Origin of the sequence: Flavobacterium enshiense, assembly GCF_022836875.1 — a bacterium.
Classification (GTDB): Bacteria; Bacteroidota; Bacteroidia; order Flavobacteriales; family Flavobacteriaceae; genus Flavobacterium; species Flavobacterium enshiense_A.
Genome location: NZ_CP090376.1, coordinates 2,128,706 through 2,150,800, shown reverse-complemented (window position 1 = coordinate 2,150,800; position 22,095 = coordinate 2,128,706). Strand labels below are relative to the sequence as shown.

Genomic DNA, 22,095 nt, shown 5'->3' with positions numbered 1-22,095 from the left:
AAAGTAAAACGTTATGAACAATGGAATTATCGAATTATCTTTGTATTAAACAAACGATTTTCAGAATAAATTCAGAATAAATTATGGAATGTATTTCCGTTTTCGATATGCTTAAAATTGGTGTAGGACCTTCAAGTTCACACACTTTAGGCCCTTGGCGTGCTGCCGAGCAGTTTCTTGCCGAAATCCGTGAGCGCAATCTTATTGATAATATCAACCGTATTAAAGTAGATTTATATGGTTCGCTTTCGCTGACAGGAAAAGGACACGCTACTGATTTAGCTGTAATGCTCGGATTAAGTGGCGCTGATCCAGAATATATCCCCGTGGAAAGCATTGATGTGATCATCACGGCCATTAAGAACAAAAAGGAGATTTTCCTCGGAAATGAAATTATTATTCCGTTCGATTTCGAAAAGGACATCGTTTTCAATAAAAACTTCCTGCCGTTTCATGCAAACGGACTGACATTTACGGTCATCACTGATACTGAAGAATATACCTCTACCTTCTATTCTATTGGTGGCGGATTTGTGGTAAAAGAAGACAGTAATAACTCAAAAGAAAACACCAAAATAATGCGCAGTTTCCCTTTTCCGATTGAAAAGGCAGACGAATTACTGAAGTATTGCCAAAAAGAAGGTAAAAAGATTTCCGAAATCGTATTGGAGAACGAGAAATCCATGCGTTCCGAAGAGGAAATCAGTCATGAACTGATGCGCATCTGGAATACCATGTTAGAGTGTATTTACATTGGTTGTCATACCGAAGGTACTTTACCTGGCGGATTAAATGTGCGCCGTCGCGCTTATGACATGCACAAAAACCTTATTGGCGTTTTACCATATGACAATCCGCAATCCTGGCTGGAAACCATAAGAATGACCGAAGTTAAATTCCGTCAGATCTTAAAATGGGTAAGCTGTTTTGCTTTGGCAGTTAATGAAGTGAATGCTTCTTTGGGCCGAGTTGTAACGGCTCCTACCAACGGAAGTGCCGGAGTTATCCCTGCCGTATTGATGTATTACCTTGTAATTGAAAACCACGAAGCAAACGAAGAACATATCAAACAATTCCTGATGGTTGCCGGCGAAATCGGAAGTATCTTTAAAAAGGGAGCTACCATTTCAGCAGCTATGGGAGGATGTCAGGCTGAAATCGGAGTTTCTTCTGCTATGGCTGCCGGGGCATTATGTGAAGTAATGGGCGGAACTCCCGAACAGGTTTTAGTTGCCGCAGAAATCGCAATGGAACACCACTTAGGTTTAACCTGCGACCCGATTGGCGGCTTGGTTCAGATTCCATGTATCGAAAGAAATACTATGGGAGCCATAAAAGCCATCAACGCGGCAGAATTGGCTATGGAAACCGATCCTAAAAACGCAAAAGTGCCTTTAGACAAAGTAGTCGACACGATGTGGCAAACCGCTAAAGACATGAATAATAAATATAAAGAAACCTCGGAAGGTGGTCTGGCAGTAGCTGTAAACATGTCCGACTGTTAAAAAAAAGGAAGCTTAATAGCTTCCTTTTTTTTTAAAATTCAAACGACATTGCTGTGGTTACAAATACATTGTCCTTTGAATAACCGCTTTGCGTTTTAAGATTCCCGGTATCAGAATGCAGCCATCTTGCCTCTCCTCTTATTTTCACCTTTGAATTAGGAATAAAATCCAGATTCAATGAATTTCCGATGGTCTTAAAACTTCCGTAAGATGCTGGAATCACAATATTTTCCTTATCCTGATAGTATTCTGAACGATAAGCAATCTGCCATTTATCTGAAATTCCGTATTGTGCAATAAGTACCGGACTGTACCAGTTGGCATAACCATCATCATCAATTCGTTTTTGTAAACCATAATCGAACCCTGCAATTGTACGCCATTTCTCATTCCATTGATAATCCCAGTAAAGATTACTGAAATAACGGGTTCGAAGGTTATTACCTATTGGTTCATCTCCAACAAATGTACTCCAGTTCAATGTGCTTTTTGAAGACGATTTATAGACAATCTGACTGCTAAAAGCCGGCAGTGCATTTCGATTAGGCTTACTGATTCGTTGCCAACCGTTATTCAGCATCCCCGTGAAAACCCATTTTTCGTTCGGTTTGTAATTCAGTTTTACACCGGTTAAAAAGTAAGGAGAACCTTCTGCCAAAAGAGAACGTGTCAGGTTCAGATTACTTGCCAAGGAAGCCGTTTCAAACCCGACATGCGAAGCGAAAATTCCGGCTTCGATACTCGTTTTCTGATTCTTATCCAGATAAGCACCAATATTAGCTTCGTTGATAATCTTTATATCTTCATTTACATAATTGTCCTGCACGTAAGTTCCAGCGTGAATCGCAATCTTAGCGTAAAAATTCTCATAAGAAACAGCACTTCTTAGCAAAGCCATGTTAACATTAAACTCGTTATGTCTGTTATGGTTATAGAGGAAATCCTGTCGTTTTACAGTTTCAGCCCGGTTGAAATCATACGTATAAAATGTTTCTATGTATCCCGAAAAATCAATTTTCACTTTTGAAGAAGGGATAGTATCTTGTGCTGAAACAAGAAATCCGCTCATCAGAAATGACAATATAAAAGTCACCTTGTTTTTACTATACTTCATTTAGGTAAATTGACTTGATTTTCGTTCCAAAGCAATATTGGAAATGGCATGATAAGCGATAGTTTTTCATCTTATAAGACTTAATTACTTACACCACAAAGTTAAGCCATAAGTTGTAAGTATTTTATAAGATGAAATCGTCTATGTATAAAGATTTTATAAAGATTCCTATTTATTGCTTTTTCTTCTGGTATCTATCAGATAAATGATTTTCCATGTATCGTTTTCTTTATAAAGCGTAAACGCATTTACTCCTGAATGACTAAATTTTCCGTTTAGGTAAAATTCATAAGGTGTCCAGGCATGCGCCATTTTCCCATCAATCTGAATGTTGTAACTTAAAATTCTTTCTTCAAATTTCATATCATTCGGAAACGTGGAAACCGATTTGTAAAACTCGGATGCCTTTTCATCTGACAACCTGCTACCCTTCTGCCCTTCTGAAATAGATTGCAATATCATTTTATCATTACAGACTGATTTGATTTTCAAGGTGTCTTTAGCATGAAACCCTTCAAAAAATGTCTTAATTGTATTTTCTACTTCGGTTTTCTGAGCATTTGCAGCGAATGCGAAACAAAAGGCAAACAATAAAATCAGCTTTTTCATAATTTTTATTTTTATCTGCTAAATAAGTAGCATTTATCTCATTAATGTTACGTCATTCTGGAAATTGTAGTAATTTTACATTCTGATAAAGAAGAAAATCACTTGTTAAAAGTTTAATACGAACTTCTAACTCTAATTTCTAACTTCTAACTTTAAAATTATGTCTGTAGCCAAAAAAGATTACAAAAGAATTACCACAAAATCATTAATCGAAATGAAAGCCAACGGAGAGAAAATTTCCATGTTGACGGCTTACGATTACACCATGGCAAAAATCGTTGACAGTTCCGGTGTGGATGTAATTTTAGTTGGTGATTCAGCCAGTAATGTAATGGCGGGACATGAGACCACGCTTCCTATCACTTTAGATCAAATGATTTATCATGCCTCTTCAGTAGTTCGAGCTGCAGAAAGAGCATTAGTTGTGGTAGATTTGCCTTTCGGAAGTTATCAGTCGGATCCAAGAGAAGCGTTGCGTTCTTCCATCCGAATTATGAAAGAAAGCGGTGGCCATGCCGTGAAACTTGAAGGAGGAAAAGAAATTAAAGAAAGTATCAAAAAGATTCTTCATGCCGGGATTCCGGTTATGGGACATTTGGGACTGACTCCGCAATCGATTTATAAATTCGGAACCTATACTGTTCGTGCCAAAGAAGAAGCAGAAGCAGAAAAGTTATTAGAAGACGCTAAAATGCTAGAAAAAATTGGTTGTTTCGCTTTAGTTTTGGAAAAAATCCCATCTGCATTGGCAAAAAAAGTTGCTGAAACCATTTCCATTCCTGTAATTGGAATTGGCGCAGGGAGCGGTGTTGACGGTCAAGTTTTGGTTTTGCACGATATGATTGGAATGACTCACGAATTCAGTCCGCGTTTCCTTAGACGTTACATGAACCTTTACGAAGACATGACTAAAGCCATCGGGCAATATGTAGATGATGTAAAATCTGTTGATTTCCCTAATGCTAATGAGCAATATTAGTTAGACTGACTTAGACTCCTTAGAACTTTAGCTTGTTAGATTACTTTGATTATTAGACATTATATACGCCAAAATTATATGCATCAATTTAAAGAATTAGGTATTTGGAAAAAAAGCAGGGTATTTTGCTCAGACATTTACTCCATCACTGCCTCTTTTCCGAATGAAGAAAAATTTGGTCTTACCAACCAATTAAGAAGAGCGTCCGTTTCTATTCCTTCCAACATAGCTGAAGGCTCTTCCCGAAATTCAAACAAAGATTTCTCAAGGTTTTTGGAAATTGCCATAGGTTCTGCATATGAAATCGAAACACAACTTATAATTCCTTCCGATTTAGGTTTTATTGATTCAGAAAAATTAGTATTGTTATCTAATCAACTTAATGAAATTATAAAAATGATTTCAAAATTCCGTTCTACACTTAAAATCTAAAAAATCTAAGTCAGTCTGATCATCTAACAATCTAAGAAGTCTAAAAATCTAAGCAGTCTAAATGAAAATTCTTTCCACAAAAGACAATCTTCAAATCCTTCACGAAGACAATCACATCATTATTGTCAATAAACGTGTTGGAGATATTGTACAAGGTGATAAAACCGGCGACAAACCATTGTCGGATATTGTCAAAGAATATATCAAGGAAAAATATAATAAACCCGGAGAGGTTTTTTTAGGCGTTGTCCACCGATTGGACCGACCGACAACCGGAATCGTTGTTTTTGCCAGAACTTCGAAAGCTTTGGCGCGACTGAATGAGATGTTCAGCAAAAGGGAAACCCAAAAAACCTATTGGGCCGTAGTCAAAAACCAACCTCCAAAAACAGAAGATGTTCTTGTTCATTTTCTGAAACGAAACCCTAAAAACAATACCTCAAAGGCACATATAAAAGAAGTTCCGGATAGCAAAAAAGCCAGTTTGGATTATAAAATCATTAAAAAACTGGATAATTATTATGCTTTAGAAATCAATCTGCATACCGGAAGACACCATCAGATCCGCAGTCAGCTTTCTGCCATTGGCTGCCCTATAAAAGGCGATTTGAAATATGGTTCAGACCGAAGCAACCCTGATGGCGGTATACATCTTCATGCCAGAAAATTAGTTTTCACTCATCCCGTAAGCAAGGAAATTTTAGAAATTATTGCCTCTGTCCCAAATGATGTGGTTTGGAGAAGTATCTAACTTTTTGTTTATTTACCCTCTTAAATCAAGATTAAATCATAAACATGAGAAAAACTTTACTATTTGCCTTTTCACTATTTTCTATTACTGCTTTTTCACAAGAACACTTTTCAGGAATCAATATTTCCAGAAGAAACGGATTGCTTAATGCCTACATTAATCCGTCCGAATTAAATAATATGGTCACCAAATATGACGTGAATGTTTTCAACATGAGCACTAATATTTCCAATAACAAAATCAAAATTTCTGACATTATTGGAGGCGAAAACATTGAAGACAAAATTTTTACAGGAACAGAACCTGTCAGTATGCGCGTAGACGCTTTAGTTTTGGGGCCATCATTTGGTATGAAAGTAAAAAAATGGGCTTTTGCCGTTACTTCTGCAGCAAACATTAAAGCAAATGCCATTGATGTTGATGTTACTTTAGGAAACGCACTTAACAGTTCATTTTTGGGAACAGCACAAATAAACTCTGATTATAATCAGAGAATGAATGGCGCTACATGGGGAGAGATCAATCTTTCCGCGGCCCGAACGCTGTATGAAAATGACGCACACAAGTTCAATGCCGGCGCTACTTTTAAATTACTTTTCCCTGGCTCGTACTCAAATTTCGGATTAAACAACCTACATGGGACTGTTACTGTTGATCCAGCCACAGGAGATGTTTATTTGTATAATGCAACTGCTACAATGAATTTTTCATATGCCGGAGCATTAGCTGAAAGCTATGAAAGCCGCTCTAATTATAATGAAGTTTTCGCAGGCGGATTAAATGGCTTCGGGGCCGATTTTGGTATTAACTATCAATTAAAAGAAAAAGCATCCGTTGCTGCAGATGGTACAACCCAAAAAACAAGCGGATATAAATTGAATGCCGGCCTTTCATTCAGAAATATGGGTAGCATGACCTTTAAATCAGAGAATAATCAATCAGCCAATTATACGCTTAACATTCCAACAAGCAACCCGCTTAATCTGGAAGAATTTAATGATGCAGAAAGTGTTGGGGATATCGAACAGATTTTAAAAGATAATGGTTATCTGACGCAACAAAATTCAAGTACCGATTTTAAAGTAACACTTCCTGCTGTAATTAATTTGTATGCAGATTATAAAATTCACAACAAATGGTCGGTTTCAGCATACACACAACAGAAATTATCTGACGACACTCAAAATGATTTTACGACAATCCAAAACATTATAACATTAACTCCTCGATTTTCAAGTGAAAACTATGAAATCTACATGCCTTTTTCCGACAATGAGGTTTCCGGATTTACGGCAGGTTTCGGGTTCCGTGCAGGAGGCTTTTTCTTAGGTTCCGGGTCGGTTGTAACAGCATTGCTAAATAATTCTAAACAAGCCGATTTATACTTAGGATTCCGAATCGGATTTTAAATTTTAAAATATGACTTACATAAATAATCGTCTTAAAGAGATTAAACAAAACGGCTATCAGATTGATTTAGGTGACTTGATTAATGAAAGTTTTGAGAGTTATAAAAAAATCGCTCTTTTATCAGGGTTAGCAGTGCTTATTGTGATTTTAACGCTTTTGATCGTATCTGTTTTCGGAATGTCATATTTCTTTGACTTAGAGAATCTTTCGGAAGAAACGCTGAAAATGGATTTCTCTACATTCACTCCAGAACAAATCGCATTATATTTTGGAGGAGTTTCCCTATTGGCAATCATACTTACCCCATTTACGGCAGGTTTAATAAAAGTTGCTCATGATGTGGAAACTCAGGATGAAATCTCCTTTTCAACAATTTTCGAATGTTACAAGGCTGACTATCTGAAAGATTTGCTGTTATCAGCTTTAGTAATTTCTTTAATTACTAGCACAATCACGGTTGGTTTTCAGATGATTAATTTGGACATTGTCGGTTCTTTATTAAGTTATCTGATCGGTTTCTTTACGTGTTTAACTGTTCCATTAATTATCTTTGGACGATTATCCGCCATGAATGCTATTGCCAATAGCATCATGGTAGTATCCAAACAACCGCTGATTATATTCCTGGCCATATTACTTGCCACAATTGGTTCATTTATAGGTTTATTCGCTTTTTGCATAGGTTTATTCTTTACAATGCCTTACCTTTATTGTATGTATTATTCTATTTATAACCGCAGTGTAGGTTTTGAAAAATAAAAGGTAATTATAGAAATTAATCATTAAACTTTTTTCCTATGAAATGGCAAGGCAACAGAAAAAGTGACAATGTTGAAGACCGCAGAGGAATGTCTACCGGCGGTAAAACCCTGGTTGGTGGTGGAATTGTCGGTATCATAATTTTACTTGTAAATCTTTTTGGTGGAGAAAACGCCCAACAGCTGACCCCTATTTTAGAGCAAATGCAACAAGGCCAACCCCAACAGACGGAACAAAGGGCTCTTACCTCGGAGGAAGTTGAAATTGGTGATTTCGTAAAAACCAATTTTGCCTTTATGGAAGACACCTGGACTAATATATTTCAGGAAAACAATTTGACCTACGAAAAGCCGAAAATGGTTTTATTTACTGATCAGGTTCAGACTGCTTGCGGCGGCGCAACTTCGGCTTCCGGACCGTTCTATTGTCCCGGAGACAGAAAAGTATACATGGATATGGCTTTTTTTGAAGAACTCAGAACACGATTTGGTGCCAAAGGCGGAGATTTTGCGATAGCTTATGTTATGGCTCATGAGGTTGGTCACCATGTCCAAACCCTTTTGGGAACGTCTGCGAAAGTAAGACAGCTACAAAGCAGCAAAAGTGAAGCCGAAGCTAACAAATTATCGGTTTGCTTAGAGCTTCAGGCTGATTTTTATGCCGGAGTATGGGCTTATTACAATAAACAGTTTTTAGAAGAGGGCGATATCGAAGAAGCCTTAAGCGCAGCCAACGCTGTTGGTGACGATGCCATTCAATCCAAAATGCAGGGACATGTCAATCAGGAATCATTTACGCATGGTAGTTCGGAACAACGAATGAAATGGTTTATGAAAGGATATAAAACCGGTGATATTAAACAAGGTGATACTTTTGCAGAGGAACTGAAATAACTCGTTTATTCAATTTCTTTTAAACATAAAAAAAGTCTGGATTAATAGATCCAGACTTTTTTTTTTTAACTAAATCAAATAAAGTATTGAAAACATTTAATTCATTTTTAACCATGTAAACTAGTGTTGGTACACTTTTTTTCCTTAAAATACAAATCCTAAATTCAATGCAAAGTAGTTTACCGCATCAATATCATCAGCATCCGTACCTATAAGGTATTTAGCAGTAAATGAGATATTGGCATTTGGTCCGGCTTGAAAGATCGCTCCTACTTCAGGTCTCATTGCGAACTGGAAGGCTTCATCATCGATTAGAAAAACTCCCATTTCAGTCCTTTTAAAGATATAATTACCTCCAATCCCAAATCCAACGAAAGGGTTGATTTTTTCATTCGGTTTAAAATAATAATCACCCGCTACTATCATTGGGATATTGTGCAGGTAACGGAATTGCTTTCCTGAAAATGATTGACTCCCATCGGTGTAAGTTTCATAATCTCTTTCTTCATAGAAGAAGTTGTATCCGAAACCAACCCCTACGCCAATGTTGGGTTTTATCATATTTCGATATTCAAATCCAATTCCTCTGAAACTGGCATTATCAATAAAATCGGTACCCAATCCCACTGAATATTCCAGGATATAAACATGTTTCTTACTCTGACTATATGTTACGGAAGTTGATAAACATCCAAAAACCAAAAGTGTAAAAAATATCTTTTTCATACTAGCTTCAATTAATTGATTTTTAAATAAGGAGATTGTGCAAAAGCCTGGTTAATCCCTTTAGTAATTCTAGATCCATCAAAGGAACCTTCAAACAATCCATTGAGGGCACCTGTCCATACCCCTTTTTTACCTCCAGTCGTCGGATCAACAATCATATTCATTACTAAGGTTCCCGTGGTATAACTGGTCACTACAGGATATGGGTAGTACCAGCCTCCTCCACAATAGTATGGATCCCAATAACACCAATATCCACCACCCCAATAGGAAATAGTTGTAGTGGTCCACGATCCCAGTAAAAGCTGTGCATCGGGATTAGCATCGTTGGCTACCCTGGTCCATCCCAAATTTGAAAGATTACGCTCAATATTAGCTATAATTTCATCAGCATAGATATCAGGAATGAACTCTGGTTCATCACTGTCTCCCAAAATTACAATCTCATCAGGCATTGAATAAGTAGAAGCATTCTGAAAATTATAACTTTCATCATAATCCGAATAAACAATATCAAAATCTTCCGTATTTTCCGCTCCGTCGGGGTAGCATCCTGAGAATATTAGAAAAGATGCCATTAAAGCGAGAGTTAAAATTTTTTGTTTCATAATTTTCTCTATTGAATCATTAAAGTTTTTTAACAACTACACAAGTAAACTTACAAAACAAAGTATCAAAAGACATAACATGATTTTGAAAAATCGTTAAAATGTCAAAAAAATCCTTTCAAAAACTTTATGAATGAAAATACACAAACCTATCCTAGCCACCCTTCCCTATCAAGACTTCGGTATTGTATCGCTTCCGAAATATGATTGGATTCCACTTTTTCAGAACCATCCAAATCAGCAATGGTTCGGGATACTTTTAATATTCTGTCATAGGCTCGTGCAGAAAGATTTAACCTTTCCATGGCGGTTTTCAGCAATTGAAGAGAAGTCTCATCCAAAACACAATGTTCCCGGATTTGTTTCGTTCCCATCTGCGCATTGTAATGTATATTTTCAAAAAGTTCAAACCGTTTGGATTGAATTTCCCGTGCTTTTGTCACTCTCTTTCTGATTTCCGCACTGCTCTCCCCATTTCGTGTATCAGACAATTTTTCAAAAGGAACCGGAGTTACTTCGATATGAATATCTATTCGGTCCAATAATGGTCCGGATATCTTACCCAAGTATCGTTGCATTTCAGCAGGAGAAGAACTTATAGGCGCATCAGGATCGTTGAAATATCCTCCCGGACTCGGATTCATACTGGCCACCAACATAAACGAAGATGGATATGTTATGGTAAATTTAGCCCTCGATATAGTGACTTCCCTATCTTCTAAAGGCTGACGCATCACCTCTAAAACTTCACGCTTAAACTCGGGCAGTTCGTCCAAAAACAAAACGCCATTATGTGCCAATGATATTTCGCCAGGTTGCGGATAACTTCCCCCACCAACCAAAGCGGCACTTGATGCATTATGATGCGGACTCCGGAACGGTCGCTGATTCATTAACCCGGTGTCTTTCACCTTCCCGGCAACACTGTGAATTTTAGTGGTTTCCAGTGCTTCCTTAAGTGTCATTGGCGGTAAAATACTCGGCAAGCGCTTAGCCAACATGGTCTTCCCTGCACCTGGTGGTCCAATAAGAATAAGGTTATGTCCTCCAGCAGCTGCAATTTCCATGCAGCGTTTGATAGACTCCTGTCCTCTTACTTCGGCGAAATCAAACTCGGGATAATCTAAGGTTTTGTAAAATTCTTCGCGAGTGTTAATCACCGTTGGTTCCAAAGTTCCTTTTCCTTCGAAAAAATCTATCACTTCCAACACATTTTCAACTCCATACACATCCAATCCGGCAACGATTGCAGCTTCTTTGACGTTTTCTTTCGGAAGAAAAAAACCTTTATACCCTTCTTCTTTTGCCTTTATAGCGATTGATAAAGCTCCTTTAATCGGCTGCATTCCCCCATCTAAGGAAAGTTCTCCCATGATAATATACTTTCCAACTTCTTCTGATTTTATCTGACCTGTAGCAGCCAAAATACCGATAGCAATAGGCAGATCATAGGCAGAACCCTCTTTTCTTAAATCGGCGGGAGCCATATTGATGGTGATCTTTTTAACAGGAAGTTGATAACCGTTGTTTTTTAAGGCTGCAGCAATGCGGTAACTGCTCTCTTTTATGGCGTTATCAGGTAATCCTACCAAGTGGTACCCTACTCCTTTATCAATGTTTACCTCTACGGTGATGGTCGTGGCGTCTACACCGAATACGGCGCTTCCAAATACTTTAACTAACATGGCGTATAAATTTTATCAAAAATAGTATTTTTCTTATATTTTTAAAATTTATGATATAAAAAAAGGAGCAATTTTGTTCCCTTTAATAACGGTTTATCGTTTTTAAACCGCAAGAAATTCTTCATTAAATGAGTAAGATTTCTTAAATTTGTTGTTCCTCATCACGGTAAGGCTCAACGCCGCAACAATAGAGCTGCAACCATTTGGCTGCAATGCGATTTTCAATAGATACTTTTACAGTCGGCCTTTTAAAATCAGGCAAAATAGAGAAATCATGAATGATATTGTTGAAATACGGGAGCTGAAACTAGAAGACTACAAACAACTCATTGAAACCATGGAGGCCGCCTATACAAATTGGGCCGGCGGTATGTGGACATACGCGAATATCGATACCCTTATCCAAAAATTCCCCGAAGGACAGCTGGTAGTTTGTTTCAACAATAAAATTGTAGGATGTGCCTTATCCATCATCGTGAATTATGACAACTTTGGAGATCGTCATACCTATAAGGATATTACCGGAGATTATACCTTTTCTACTCATGACAAAGACGGGGATGTACTCTATGGTATTGAAATATTCATACATCCCGATTACAGAGGCAGACGTTTGGGAAGAAGACTGTATGACGTCCGTAAGGAATTATGCGAAAAGATGAATCTGAAAGCTGTGGTTTTTGGAGGCAGAATCCCAAACTATTATAAGCATGTGACAGAAATGAAGCCCCGGGAATACATAACTAAAGTAAAGAACAAAGAAATTTACGACCCGGTTCTCACGTTTCAGTTAAGCAATGATTTCCACGTAAAAAAAGTGCTTACCAATTATATGCCTGGAGATTCTCAAAGCCGGGAATATGCAACCCTTTTGCAATGGGACAATGTATATTATGAAGACATAGAGGCAATCGAATCCAAAAGATTGACCCGCAGTGTGCGTTTAGGTTTGATTCAGTGGGAGATGCGATATTATACTACCTTAGAACAATTGTTCAAGCAGGCGGAATATTTTATCGACTCTGTTTCGGGATATAAAGCTGATTTTGCTATGTTTCCGGAGTTTTTTAACGCTCCAATGATGGCTTTACTGGACAGTAAGAACGAAGCGGATGCCATGCGTCAGCTTTCGGAATATACTATACAAATCCGAGATCAGTTCAGCGAATGGGCCATTAAATATAATGTGAATATCATTACCGGAAGTATGCCGTTTGTGGAAGATGGCCGACTTCAAAATGTTGGCTTTTTATGTCATCGCAGTGGTAAAATAGATTACTACGAAAAGATTCACATCACACCCGACGAAGAAAAATACTGGGGATTGAAAGGAGGAGATACTATTCAATCCTATAATACTGATGCCGGTAAAATAGGCATATTAATCTGTTATGATATCGAATTTCCTGAATTGGCGCGTTTGTTATCTGAAGACAGAATCCAGATTTTGTTTGTTCCTTATCTGACCGATACGCATAATGCATACATGAGAGTCCGCCATTGTGCCGCAGCCCGTGCCATAGAAAACGAATGTTTTGTTGCCATTACGGGAAGTGTTGGAAACCTACCCCAAGTGGAAGCGATGGACTTGCACTATTCACAGGCTGTTGTCTTTACCCCTTGTGATTTCGCCTTTCCTTTTAACGGAATTAAGAGTGAAGCTACAGCCAATACAGAAATGATACTAATATCGGATGTCGATTTGAGTCTGCTGGAAAATTTGCATTTTCATGGCAGTGTGAAAAACCTGTTGGATAAAAGAACCGATTTGTATTCCACAAAATTCAATATGAAATCACAAACACCCCCAAGCGAATAATTTCAGCGCGAAATTGTTCTGGTGGCAACAAAATAAAAAATAAATTTCTGTGGAAAAAGAGTTGAAAGCGGACTTATATAAAAGTAAAAAGTCGAGGTGGAGCCCCCGACTTTTTGGTTGAACGTGTAACCACATTGCTGTGCGTTCGAGTGCAAATATAAGTCAAGCATTTGAAAAAACAGCTATTTATTTTATAAATATTTTTATTGAATCCGCATTCCTTGTATAATAACAACAAAAAAAGCCATTATACCGGAGTACAGCGGCTTTCAAACCAAATAATATTACCTTTTGACCTAGTCTATTATTTTTTCATACATTTAAAAAAATTTAAAAACGTAAAAAATAATGGGATTATTTAACGCCATCATGGGCAACGCTTCGGAAGTAAGTACTGAGAAAATTTCACAAGAATTTCAACCAATCCTTATTAACGGAGAACACATTGAAAAAGCATTCAAAATTGTTCGCGACATGTTCGTATTTACCAACAAACGCCTGATTTTGGTTGACAAGCAAGGGTTAACAGGTTCAAAAGTGGATTATCAGTCGATCCCGTATTCAAGCATTAAGAAATTCTCAAAAGAAAGCGCCGGTTTATTGGATTTGGACGCAGAGTTGAAAATCTGGGTAACAGGAGAAACACTCCCAATCAAAAAACAATTTGGCAAAGACAATAATATCAACGAGGTTTATCAGATTTTAAGTCAGCATATCCTTAAATAACAAAAAAGCCACTCAATCGAGTGGCTTTTTTTATTTTTTGAATTTTGCAATCCCGTCTTCTAACCATTTTTTGTACTCATTCACATCCGGAGTATATCCAACAGGTTCTGATAAACTATTCGCTTCAGTATCTAAAACTATATAATACGGTTGGGCATTGGCTTTATATTTCGTAATCTGAAAATCGCTCCATTTGTTTCCCACGGTTACAATCTCTTTTCCTGTTTCTTTGGACGTATATTGTTCGTTTTTAGGCAATTCGCGTTTATCGTCAACATACAATGAAATCAGAACTACTTTATCTTTCAAAATGGAAAGAACTTCCGGTTTTGACCATACGAAATCTTCCATTTTACGACAGTTCACACAGGCAAATCCTGTAAAGTCCAAAAGAACCGGTTTGTTAACTGATTTGGCGTAAGCCATACCTTTTTCATAATCTTCAAAAGCCACGATGTCGTGAGCCCCTAAATGTGCTCCAGCAGGTAAAATCTGTGCAGTTGCATTTCCATTCCCTTTTGAACCGCTTAAACCATAAGGACTTTCACTGTAAGTCATTGGTGGCGGGAAACCTGAAATCAATTTCAATGGAGCACCCCAAAGTCCCGGAATCAAATAAATCGTGAAGGATAAAACCAATAATCCCAAAAACAATCTTCCTACAGAAATATGGGAAAGCGGACTATCATGCGGCAAGGTAATCTTCCCGAACAAATAAAACGCTAAGGTTCCGAAAATAACGATCCATATTGCCAAGAAAATTTCTCTTTCCAATAAATGCATCTGAAGAACTAAATCAGCATTGGAAAGGAATTTGAATGCTAAAGCCAATTCCAAAAACCCTAAAAATACTTTTACTGTATTTAACCAACCTCCCGATTTTGGCAAAGAATTCAACCAACCCGGGAACATGGCAAATAACATGAAAGGTAAAGCTAAAGCCATTGAGAATCCCAACATACCAATGATTGGAGCAAATCCTCCTTTAGAAGCGGCTTCAACCAATAATGTTCCAACGATTGGTCCTGTACATGAGAACGAAACTATTGCCAAGGCCAATGCCATAAACAAGATTCCGATAATTCCTCCTCTATCCGCCTGACGGTCTACTTTATTTGCCCATGAATTTGGAAGCATGATTTCGAAAGCACCCAAAAATGACGCAGCAAAAACCACCAATAAAACAAAGAATATAAGATTAAACCAAACGTTTGTAGATAAAGCGTTCAAGGCATCGGCACCAAAAATCGCGGTAACCAATGAACCTAATAAAACGTAAATAAAAATGATTGAAATTCCATAAATAATGGCGTTTTTAACTCCCTGTGCTTTCGTTTTACTCTGCTTGGTAAAGAAGCTCACTGTCATTGGAATCATCGGGAAAACGCACGGAGTAAGTAATGCTGCAAATCCGGAAAAGAATGCAAGGATGAAAATCATGAAAACACCTTTCTCTTCCGCTTTTTTCTTAGTTGGTTGCTCTGTTTCCACTATCGATGTTGTTGCAGTTTCTTTACTTTCTGATGTAGGAACTGAATCCGTTTTTACTTCGGTAACAGCTGAAGCAGTATCTACAACCGCGGTTGCAGCAACGACCTCTGATGGTTTTACTGATAAAGCCGGCAATTTAATATCGAAAGTCTTGTCCTGTTGAATACACGCTTCTTTACAAACCTGATATTCCACAGTAACTGAAACCGATTTCAAATTAGGATTAGTAACTTTTATCGTCTGACGGAATTGCGCCTTGTTTTCAAACATGTATTCGTCTACTTCGAAAATATCGCTGTAGACTTTTTTGTACGGACTTTCCTTAGTTTTTCCAACTAATTCATAGTTACCTTTCGCATTTTTGAAATTGAAAACAGATGGTGAAGAACCACCTTCCGGTGTAAACTGGGAAAACATGTGCCATTCGTGTTCGATAACAGCATCAAAAACCAGGACCACTTCGGTATCCGATTTCTTTTCCACCGAAGTTTTCCACGAAACCGGGTTAAGAATTTGTGCCTGAGCACTTAAAAAAACAAAAAATAATACCAGCAGGGCGCTTAACTTCCTCATTATTTTAATTCAATTTTTATAATAGTTTGTGTCTTTTCATTAACTGAAAATCGTCTGTCGGCTCGTTTTCCAACCAACCAAACCACCAGATTTTCAGAACATAAAAGCCACGTATTTTCTTTTTCAATCAGCGAGAATTTTTCATCTTTAAAATACTTGCTGAGCTTTTTCTTTCCGGTAATTCCGAAGGGGTAAAAATAATCACCTTCTTCCCATTTGCGAAATTCTAAAGGAAACTTTAACGTATCTTTATCAACAAAGATAATGTCTTTGTTACCGTAAGCAATATCTTCTTTGTCACAAACTGATATTTTCAATGGAATTTTACTGTTTTCAGCCTCTTCATAAACAGCATAAACTTCCTTTTCAAATTCTTTTTTTTCCGTTAAAATGAGAGTGTCACGGTCTTTCAGCAGTCGGTACCGTTCCGAAAAAACCTGTTTCCCGGATTGTGCCTCAACCAAATCATAAATATCTTTCCAGGCCTTAAACCCGAAAGGCTTAAGCCATTGATACAAATACGCCTGATAATTAGGTAAAACCATTAATTTCGAAAGATTTATTCTCTTCTGATCATCAACATCCTCCACCACTTTTCGGTAAACAATCCGTGAAGCGTCATCAATCATCGATTCCGATTGCTGTAGATTTTCGATTGTTTGTAAAAAGGAATCTGAAAAACCGGGATTCAGTTCTTTTAAAATAGGAATCACTTTGTGGCGGAGTTTGTTGCGCAGATATTTGTCTGACACATTACTACTATCTTCCCGCCACTCTATTTGATTTTCTTTGGAGTAATTTTCAATTTCTTCGCGTGTAAAAATCAAAAACGGACGTATAATCTTATCATTTTGCTGTGGTATTCCGGTTAATCCGTCCAAGCCCGTTCCTCTCGTAAAATTGATTAAAAACGTTTCGATGGAATCGTCTAAATGATGTGCTGTTAGCAAATAATCAAAGCCTTCTTTTTCCAGTAATTCATTAAACCAGTTATATCGAAGCTGTCGTGCAGCTACCTGAATAGACAGTTTATGTAAATCAGCATATCTTTTTGTATCAAAATTATTTACAAAAAAACCAATGTTTAAATTTTTGCAAAATGATTTTACAAATTCTTCGTCGCCATTACTCTCATCACGTCTTAAATTAAAATTGCAATGCGCAACCGAAACATCAAATTGTAACTGATGTAAAAGATGAACCAAAACCATACTGTCGATACCTCCGCTAACAGCCAAAAGGAGTTTTTTTCCTTTTAAGAAAGGAAGGTCTTTATTCAGATGATTTTGTAATTTTTGAAGCATTTTATAGGAAAAAGGGATAAGCTAAAAGGGATAAGGGTAAGCCTACTCCATTTTTTTAATTAACGAATTTAGCATTTTTTCTACTTCTATAGAAAGTTCCTTAATTTCTTTTAATTCTTCTTCATTTAGAAATGAAAGATTTGCTGCAATTTCTAATTGTGTTTGATTTTCAAAAAGTGACCCTTTTGAAATTTGAAGAAATCTTGAATAATCTTTCCTGTAATTTCTTCCATATCCTTCAGCTATATTTGAAGGGATTGAAACAGCACTTCTTTTAATTTGTGATATTAACCCAAACTTTTCGTCATCGGGAAATTTACTTGCTAATTTATATATTGAAGTCACTAACAACATCGACTTCTTCCAAACTATCAAATCTCTATAACTGTTCATGGCGTATATAATTTAAAATTTATTTCTTGTTCTCTTCTTCTCCCTTCCTTCTTTTCCCTGATCCCTTTTCGCTTTTCGCTTTTCCCTTATCCCTTTCAACTCAACACTTCCCTCATCGCTTTAGCCTTCAACAGGCATTCCTCGTATTCACTTTCCGGTTTGGATTCTGCCGTAATAGCACTTCCCACGGAAAACGAAACATATTTCTCCTTGGAATTGTACAAAATACTTCGGATCACCACATTGAAATCGAAATCGTTGTTTGGGGTGAAATACCCCACTGCCCCACTGTATAAACCGCGTTTGGTTTCCTCTAGTTCTTCAATGATTTTCATAGCCGAAATTTTTGGAGCTCCGGTCATACTTCCCATAGGAAAAGTTGTTTTGATGATTTCCAAAGGAGATGTCGATTCCTTAACCTCGGAAACCACGGTCGAAATCATTTGGTGCACTTGTTTAAACGTATAAATACCACAAAGTTCTTCTACCTGAACGGAACCTTTTGTAGCGGTATGAGACAAATCATTGCGAACCAAATCGACTATCATGATATTCTCTGAACGTTCTTTGGGATTTTGAGACAATTCTGTTTTGGACTGTTCATCCATTTCCGAATCAAAAACTCGTTTTGCCGTACCTTTTATGGGTTGAGAAATAACTTTAAGACCTTCCTTGCGGAGATAACGCTCCGGCGAAGCTGAAAGCAAATAGTTGGTGTTGTTCTTAAAAAATACCGCGAACGGAGGTTCCGAAATGGCATTTAGTTTTTCATAAATTTCAAATGGATTGATTTGGGCGTTTTCGGCAAAGAATTCCATGCAGAAATTTGCCTCATAAATATCCCCGCGATGAATGTGCTTGAGCATTTCACCTACTTTTTCAAGATAACTTTCTCTTGAAATACGCTGCTGAATAGTTACTGATGACTGACTTATCCCTTTTTCCTCTTCCCTTTCGACTATTTTTACAAAATCATCTTCCAATTCATCATCACACATGTTCAGATAACAGATTTCCAATTCATTCCCTTTCAACAGGAAAAGTTTCTTTGGCTGAAAGAAAAACAAATCCGGAAAATGCAGGCCATCAAAATTCTGAGACTTCAAATCTTCAGTGTCGTTTTTTAAATCGTACGACAAATAGCCAAAAAGCCAATCTTTAGCTTGCTGCTGATATTGCTTTAAATCTTCAAAAGCATTGTGATAATCTGTTTTTATGGAAGTAAAAGCATCACAGGCCAAAACACAATCATAACTTCCGTAATGTTGCGGGTAATTGTTGCTGTCCAGAAAAACGATTTCTCTGAATTGCTGCGCCCAGGCCAATAGTTTGGCTTTGAACAAATCCGGCGCTGCAATCGGTTTAAAAACTGAAACTCTCAAAAAAGGAAATTATTTTAATTTCACCATCCACAAATCATTACCTCCTTTATTTTCAAGAACGTCCAGATTATTGCTTTGGGATTCTCCAACGAGTAGGATTTCATCATTTTTCGTCTGTATAAAATCTGTAGCAATATCAATTCCTGAACCTCCTAAGGTTTTCTGAAAATGTATTGGTGAATTTGGGTGAATATCAATTTCAAAATACCAAAAGTCGTTTTCCCCATTTCCGGAATTATTTTCAACATTCCCTCTGGTATTTCCGACCACCCCAAATTTACCGTTTTTTAATTTCTTAATTGATGTAGCGACATCAAAATCTGAAGTCCCAAAAGATTTATCCCATAGCAATTCCCCATGGTCGTTAATATGAATCACCCAGGCATCAGAATCTCCTTTTGGATTTGATACATCTCCGTCCTCACTATTGGAACGACCTGCCACCAAATATGAATTATTATCGGTCTTTACAATACTAAAAGCCTGATCAATACCGGAACCCCCGAAATTCTTTTTCCAATGTAAATGTCCGTTCGAATCCAGTTTTAGTATCCAATAGTCATAACTTCCTTTGTTGTTGTCGATGTCATAATCGGTACTTTCCGAATAGCCTGCCAAAACAATTCCGCCGTCATTCGCTTCCGCAATATCGTTGATTCTGTCGTTTTGTCTTCCACCGAAATAACGATACCATTTAAAATCACCGTTAGCATCCAAACGAATCCCAAAATATTCGCCAACACCATGTTTTGCAACATTCTGATTCTGTCTGAAAGAGTGTCCTTCCCCGTGATTTCCATCTCCGGGTGTACCTTCAATTCCAGCATAATCTGCGTATCCTGCAATGAAAAAACCACCATCTTTCAACTGTATTACTTTGTGAGCATGATCGTGGCTCACAAATCCGTAATTTTTACTCCAGATAATATTGCCTTCTCCTGTAATTTTTGTGATTAAAAAATCATGAAAACCAATATTTCCGGGTATATCACCATCATTACTTCCAGTATAACCTGCTATTACATAATTTCCGTCATTGGTTGCAATTATACTGGTCCCGAAATCGTCCTGAGAACCTCCAATAGTTTTTGTCCAAACCAGATTCCCTTCAGCATCCAGTTTTGCTAACCAAATATCCATCAAGGCATTGGATTTAACAATATTACCATCGCTACTGTTGGTAAATCCCAAAACCAGACTTCCACCATCCGGTGTTTCCACTACACTTGTAATTCTATCCTCAAGGCTTCCTCCGTATGATTTCGTCCAAGCCAATTCGCCTTTAAATTTATTTTCGTAGGAATCCGCACCATCATTTGAACAAGATAGCGATAAAAGCACTAAACTTAACCCTGCAACTATTCTCATTTCACTATCAGTTTCTTAGAAATCTCATTATTTATTCTGATCAGATAAATTCCAGAATCCAAATTGGATACCTCAAACGAATATTCCTGTACCTCCAGATTTGAAATTTCTTTTACTTTTTTTCCAAGAAGATCAAAAACTTCTATCAGCTTAATGCCTTTTTCATAGCTAATACGTACCTGATTATCTGTAGGGTTAGGATAAATTCCTATTGCATTTTTCTCAAAATCATCATTACTTAAAACTGTATTTTTCTTTACAATGAACAACCCTCTACTTATATCGCTCATGATGATGTTACCACTTGGAAAAAACGGATAAATATTCCAGACTCCATCAAATGCAGCGGAATCATTACTTGGATATGTATCGAAATATCCAATTTCATTCATCGTACCTGTTGCTGTGATGTTAGAAGTATTAATAATACGTATTCCTGCAGTGTAATTTGCCAAAAAGTAGTCGTTACCTACTACATAACCGTTATGCTCTATAGCCTTGGTTGGTCCAAAATAATTCCCTTTTAAAACAGGATTATTCAAATCAGTCATGTCTATAATTATCGTTTTGGAATTAAATCCTAAATCCACTTCATCCATTTCATCTCCCAACATCCAATACTTTTTATCGGCAGTAAACCAGCCTTGGTGTGTATAAGAAGCATTTGGGTATGTAAAAGTTGAGATTAAAACCGGATTTGACTTATTGGTAACATCCAAAATAACCACTTTATTTTCACGGCCATTGGCTCCGATAAAAATCTCATGCCCTGTATAATCCGTATCTGGCCCGTCGTAGGTTACAATCTGAGCATCGTGGGTATAGCCCTGAGCTGCATATCCAAACGATAAAGTCGGGGCTAACGGATTTTGCAGACTTATAACATGAGGTCCACCGCCGTAAGTATTGGAACCGTTACAATAAGCGTACCCCGAAGTAGCATTAATGGCTACTGTATGGCAACTTCCAAAACCGGTATAACGCCCATCCGGAGTAAAAACCTGAGGAGTAGTCACTCCTCTTAAACGTGTCAGATTAAAAATCTGCATACCGTGTCCTGATGCTTCACTAACGATATATAAATAATTGTTATACACGTTAACTTCCCTCCAAATGCTGCTAGTATTATTAGTCGAATTAATTTTACCCAAATAAACAGGAGCATGCGGAACTGTAATATCAACAATTGCAGTGTGAGTTGTACACCCCATTATCGCATATTCTTTATTGGTCAGGGGGTCTGTCCATCCCCAGCAGCCACTTCCTTTAGTTGAAGTATCTCCACCAATCTGAGAAAAATTCAAGTTAGCTTGTAAATCAATTTTGTTACACGGAAAGATTCCGGCCAAGCCATTTGTACATGGAGTTTGGGCAAATATGAATTCAGACATTAATACAATGCCGGCAAGTAAAATTCTTTTCATTTGGTTAGTTAGGTTATGTTTTTTGCCATTTAGTTTAGCTGCGGCTAATATACAAACTAATTCACAAAGTATTATATGTGAAATTATTCCCACAATAAACAACAGAAATCTTTAACTTAAAACAAAAGAAAAATCGCATAAACC

At 37.3% G+C, this 22,095-nt stretch carries 20 protein-coding genes; 9 read left to right on the top strand and 11 right to left on the bottom strand.

Annotated features, from left to right (window positions below):
* Positions 1-83 precede the first annotated feature (83 nt).
* Positions 84-1,505 carry an L-serine ammonia-lyase gene (locus LZF87_RS09545; protein ID WP_244338699.1) on the top strand — a complete coding sequence of 474 codons (1,422 nt, stop codon included), beginning with the start codon at positions 84-86 and terminating at the stop codon, positions 1,503-1,505.
* Between the two features lie 31 nt (positions 1,506-1,536).
* Here the strand turns inward: LZF87_RS09545 and LZF87_RS09540 are convergent, their stop codons facing one another.
* Together LZF87_RS09540 and LZF87_RS09535 are read right to left on the bottom strand one after the other, a co-directional pair.
* Entirely contained in the window at positions 1,537-2,619 is a 1,083-nt protein-coding gene (locus LZF87_RS09540) for a porin (RefSeq protein ID WP_244338698.1), read from the bottom strand.
* A gap of 168 nt (positions 2,620-2,787) precedes the next feature.
* Positions 2,788-3,228, bottom strand: coding sequence for a nuclear transport factor 2 family protein (locus LZF87_RS09535; RefSeq protein ID WP_244338697.1), 441 nt, complete (start codon positions 3,226-3,228; stop codon positions 2,788-2,790).
* A gap of 160 nt (positions 3,229-3,388) precedes the next feature.
* Here LZF87_RS09535 and panB point away from each other — a divergent pair, with 160 nt between their 5' ends.
* From panB to ypfJ, 6 genes are all read left to right on the top strand, one after another.
* Positions 3,389-4,207 (top strand): 3-methyl-2-oxobutanoate hydroxymethyltransferase, encoded by an 819-nt coding sequence (panB, locus tag LZF87_RS09530; protein WP_244338696.1) that lies wholly within the window; start codon positions 3,389-3,391, stop codon positions 4,205-4,207.
* A 78-nt stretch (positions 4,208-4,285) separates the two neighbouring features.
* Complete coding sequence (locus tag LZF87_RS09525) at positions 4,286-4,639, top strand: four helix bundle protein (protein WP_244338695.1); 354 nt, start codon at positions 4,286-4,288, stop codon at positions 4,637-4,639.
* Positions 4,640-4,700: 61 nt separating this feature from the next.
* Entirely contained in the window at positions 4,701-5,390 is a 690-nt protein-coding gene (locus LZF87_RS09520) for an RluA family pseudouridine synthase (RefSeq protein WP_244338694.1), read from the top strand.
* A gap of 44 nt (positions 5,391-5,434) precedes the next feature.
* Positions 5,435-6,799, top strand: a complete 1,365-nt coding sequence (locus LZF87_RS09515; RefSeq protein ID WP_244338693.1) for a DUF5723 family protein — start codon at positions 5,435-5,437, stop codon at positions 6,797-6,799.
* A gap of 10 nt (positions 6,800-6,809) precedes the next feature.
* Positions 6,810-7,559, top strand: a complete 750-nt coding sequence (locus LZF87_RS09510) for a hypothetical protein (RefSeq protein ID WP_244338692.1) — start codon at positions 6,810-6,812, stop codon at positions 7,557-7,559.
* A gap of 38 nt (positions 7,560-7,597) precedes the next feature.
* On the top strand, positions 7,598-8,452 hold the full coding sequence (gene ypfJ, locus LZF87_RS09505; RefSeq protein WP_244338691.1) for a KPN_02809 family neutral zinc metallopeptidase: 855 nt from the start codon (positions 7,598-7,600) through the stop codon (positions 8,450-8,452).
* A gap of 144 nt (positions 8,453-8,596) precedes the next feature.
* Here the strand turns inward: ypfJ and LZF87_RS09500 are convergent, their stop codons facing one another.
* The 3 genes from LZF87_RS09500 to LZF87_RS09490 form a co-directional block, all read right to left on the bottom strand.
* Positions 8,597-9,178, bottom strand: a complete 582-nt coding sequence (locus LZF87_RS09500) for an outer membrane beta-barrel protein (RefSeq protein ID WP_244338690.1) — start codon at positions 9,176-9,178, stop codon at positions 8,597-8,599.
* A gap of 11 nt (positions 9,179-9,189) precedes the next feature.
* Positions 9,190-9,786 carry a DUF4136 domain-containing protein gene (locus LZF87_RS09495; RefSeq protein WP_244338689.1) on the bottom strand — a complete coding sequence of 199 codons (597 nt, stop codon included), beginning with the start codon at positions 9,784-9,786 and terminating at the stop codon, positions 9,190-9,192.
* A 149-nt stretch (positions 9,787-9,935) separates the two neighbouring features.
* A complete protein-coding gene (locus LZF87_RS09490; RefSeq protein WP_244338688.1) occupies positions 9,936-11,471 on the bottom strand; it encodes a YifB family Mg chelatase-like AAA ATPase in 1,536 nt (511 codons plus the stop codon).
* 274 nt (positions 11,472-11,745) lie between these two features.
* On the opposite strand from LZF87_RS09490, the gene LZF87_RS09485 reads away from it, so the two are divergent.
* On the top strand, positions 11,746-13,290 hold the full coding sequence (locus LZF87_RS09485) for a carbon-nitrogen hydrolase family protein (RefSeq protein WP_244338687.1): 1,545 nt from the start codon (positions 11,746-11,748) through the stop codon (positions 13,288-13,290).
* Positions 13,291-13,638: 348 nt separating this feature from the next.
* Positions 13,639-14,016, top strand: coding sequence for a PH domain-containing protein (locus LZF87_RS09480; RefSeq protein WP_023572339.1), 378 nt, complete (start codon positions 13,639-13,641; stop codon positions 14,014-14,016).
* Positions 14,017-14,046: 30 nt separating this feature from the next.
* On the opposite strand, the gene LZF87_RS09475 is transcribed toward LZF87_RS09480, so the two are convergent.
* From LZF87_RS09475 to LZF87_RS09450, 6 genes are all read right to left on the bottom strand, one after another.
* Positions 14,047-16,080: a protein-disulfide reductase DsbD family protein gene (locus LZF87_RS09475; RefSeq protein ID WP_244338686.1), complete on the bottom strand. Its 2,034-nt coding sequence runs from the start codon at positions 16,078-16,080 to the stop codon at positions 14,047-14,049.
* On the bottom strand, positions 16,080-17,384 hold the full coding sequence (tilS, locus tag LZF87_RS09470; protein WP_244338685.1) for a tRNA lysidine(34) synthetase TilS: 1,305 nt from the start codon (positions 17,382-17,384) through the stop codon (positions 16,080-16,082). Before tilS ends, LZF87_RS09475 begins: the two co-directional genes overlap by 1 nt.
* Before the next feature lie 42 nt (positions 17,385-17,426).
* Positions 17,427-17,777 carry a four helix bundle protein gene (locus LZF87_RS09465; RefSeq protein WP_244338684.1) on the bottom strand — a complete coding sequence of 117 codons (351 nt, stop codon included), beginning with the start codon at positions 17,775-17,777 and terminating at the stop codon, positions 17,427-17,429.
* Positions 17,778-17,872: 95 nt separating this feature from the next.
* Entirely contained in the window at positions 17,873-19,159 is a 1,287-nt protein-coding gene (locus LZF87_RS09460; protein WP_244338683.1) for an anthranilate synthase component I family protein, read from the bottom strand.
* 9 nt (positions 19,160-19,168) lie between these two features.
* Complete coding sequence (locus tag LZF87_RS09455) at positions 19,169-20,527, bottom strand: hypothetical protein (protein WP_244338682.1); 1,359 nt, start codon at positions 20,525-20,527, stop codon at positions 19,169-19,171.
* Positions 20,524-21,951, bottom strand: a complete 1,428-nt coding sequence (locus tag LZF87_RS09450) for a choice-of-anchor B family protein (protein WP_244338681.1) — start codon at positions 21,949-21,951, stop codon at positions 20,524-20,526. The genes LZF87_RS09455 and LZF87_RS09450 overlap by 4 nt, the downstream gene beginning before the upstream one ends.
* Positions 21,952-22,095 lie beyond the last annotated feature (144 nt).

Bases quoted from the DNA above. Each gene is read 5' to 3' on its own strand.
- LZF87_RS09545 (WP_244338699.1), top strand. From the start codon at position 84: ATGGAATGTATTTCCGTTTTCGATATGCTTAAAATTGGTGTAGGACCT.
- LZF87_RS09540 (WP_244338698.1), bottom strand. From the start codon at position 2,619: ATGAAGTATAGTAAAAACAAGGTGACTTTTATATTGTCATTTCTGATG.
- LZF87_RS09535 (WP_244338697.1), bottom strand. From the start codon at position 3,228: ATGAAAAAGCTGATTTTATTGTTTGCCTTTTGTTTCGCATTCGCTGCA.
- panB (WP_244338696.1), top strand. From the start codon at position 3,389: ATGTCTGTAGCCAAAAAAGATTACAAAAGAATTACCACAAAATCATTA.
- LZF87_RS09525 (WP_244338695.1), top strand. From the start codon at position 4,286: ATGCATCAATTTAAAGAATTAGGTATTTGGAAAAAAAGCAGGGTATTT.
- LZF87_RS09520 (WP_244338694.1), top strand. From the start codon at position 4,701: ATGAAAATTCTTTCCACAAAAGACAATCTTCAAATCCTTCACGAAGAC.
- LZF87_RS09515 (WP_244338693.1), top strand. From the start codon at position 5,435: ATGAGAAAAACTTTACTATTTGCCTTTTCACTATTTTCTATTACTGCT.
- LZF87_RS09510 (WP_244338692.1), top strand. From the start codon at position 6,810: ATGACTTACATAAATAATCGTCTTAAAGAGATTAAACAAAACGGCTAT.
- ypfJ (WP_244338691.1), top strand. From the start codon at position 7,598: ATGAAATGGCAAGGCAACAGAAAAAGTGACAATGTTGAAGACCGCAGA.
- LZF87_RS09500 (WP_244338690.1), bottom strand. From the start codon at position 9,178: ATGAAAAAGATATTTTTTACACTTTTGGTTTTTGGATGTTTATCAACT.
- LZF87_RS09495 (WP_244338689.1), bottom strand. From the start codon at position 9,786: ATGAAACAAAAAATTTTAACTCTCGCTTTAATGGCATCTTTTCTAATA.
- LZF87_RS09490 (WP_244338688.1), bottom strand. From the start codon at position 11,471: ATGTTAGTTAAAGTATTTGGAAGCGCCGTATTCGGTGTAGACGCCACG.
- LZF87_RS09485 (WP_244338687.1), top strand. From the start codon at position 11,746: ATGAATGATATTGTTGAAATACGGGAGCTGAAACTAGAAGACTACAAA.
- LZF87_RS09480 (WP_023572339.1), top strand. From the start codon at position 13,639: ATGGGATTATTTAACGCCATCATGGGCAACGCTTCGGAAGTAAGTACT.
- LZF87_RS09475 (WP_244338686.1), bottom strand. From the start codon at position 16,080: ATGAGGAAGTTAAGCGCCCTGCTGGTATTATTTTTTGTTTTTTTAAGT.
- tilS (WP_244338685.1), bottom strand. From the start codon at position 17,384: ATGCTTCAAAAATTACAAAATCATCTGAATAAAGACCTTCCTTTCTTA.
- LZF87_RS09465 (WP_244338684.1), bottom strand. From the start codon at position 17,777: ATGAACAGTTATAGAGATTTGATAGTTTGGAAGAAGTCGATGTTGTTA.
- LZF87_RS09455 (WP_244338682.1), bottom strand. From the start codon at position 20,527: ATGAGAATAGTTGCAGGGTTAAGTTTAGTGCTTTTATCGCTATCTTGT.
- LZF87_RS09450 (WP_244338681.1), bottom strand. From the start codon at position 21,951: ATGAAAAGAATTTTACTTGCCGGCATTGTATTAATGTCTGAATTCATA.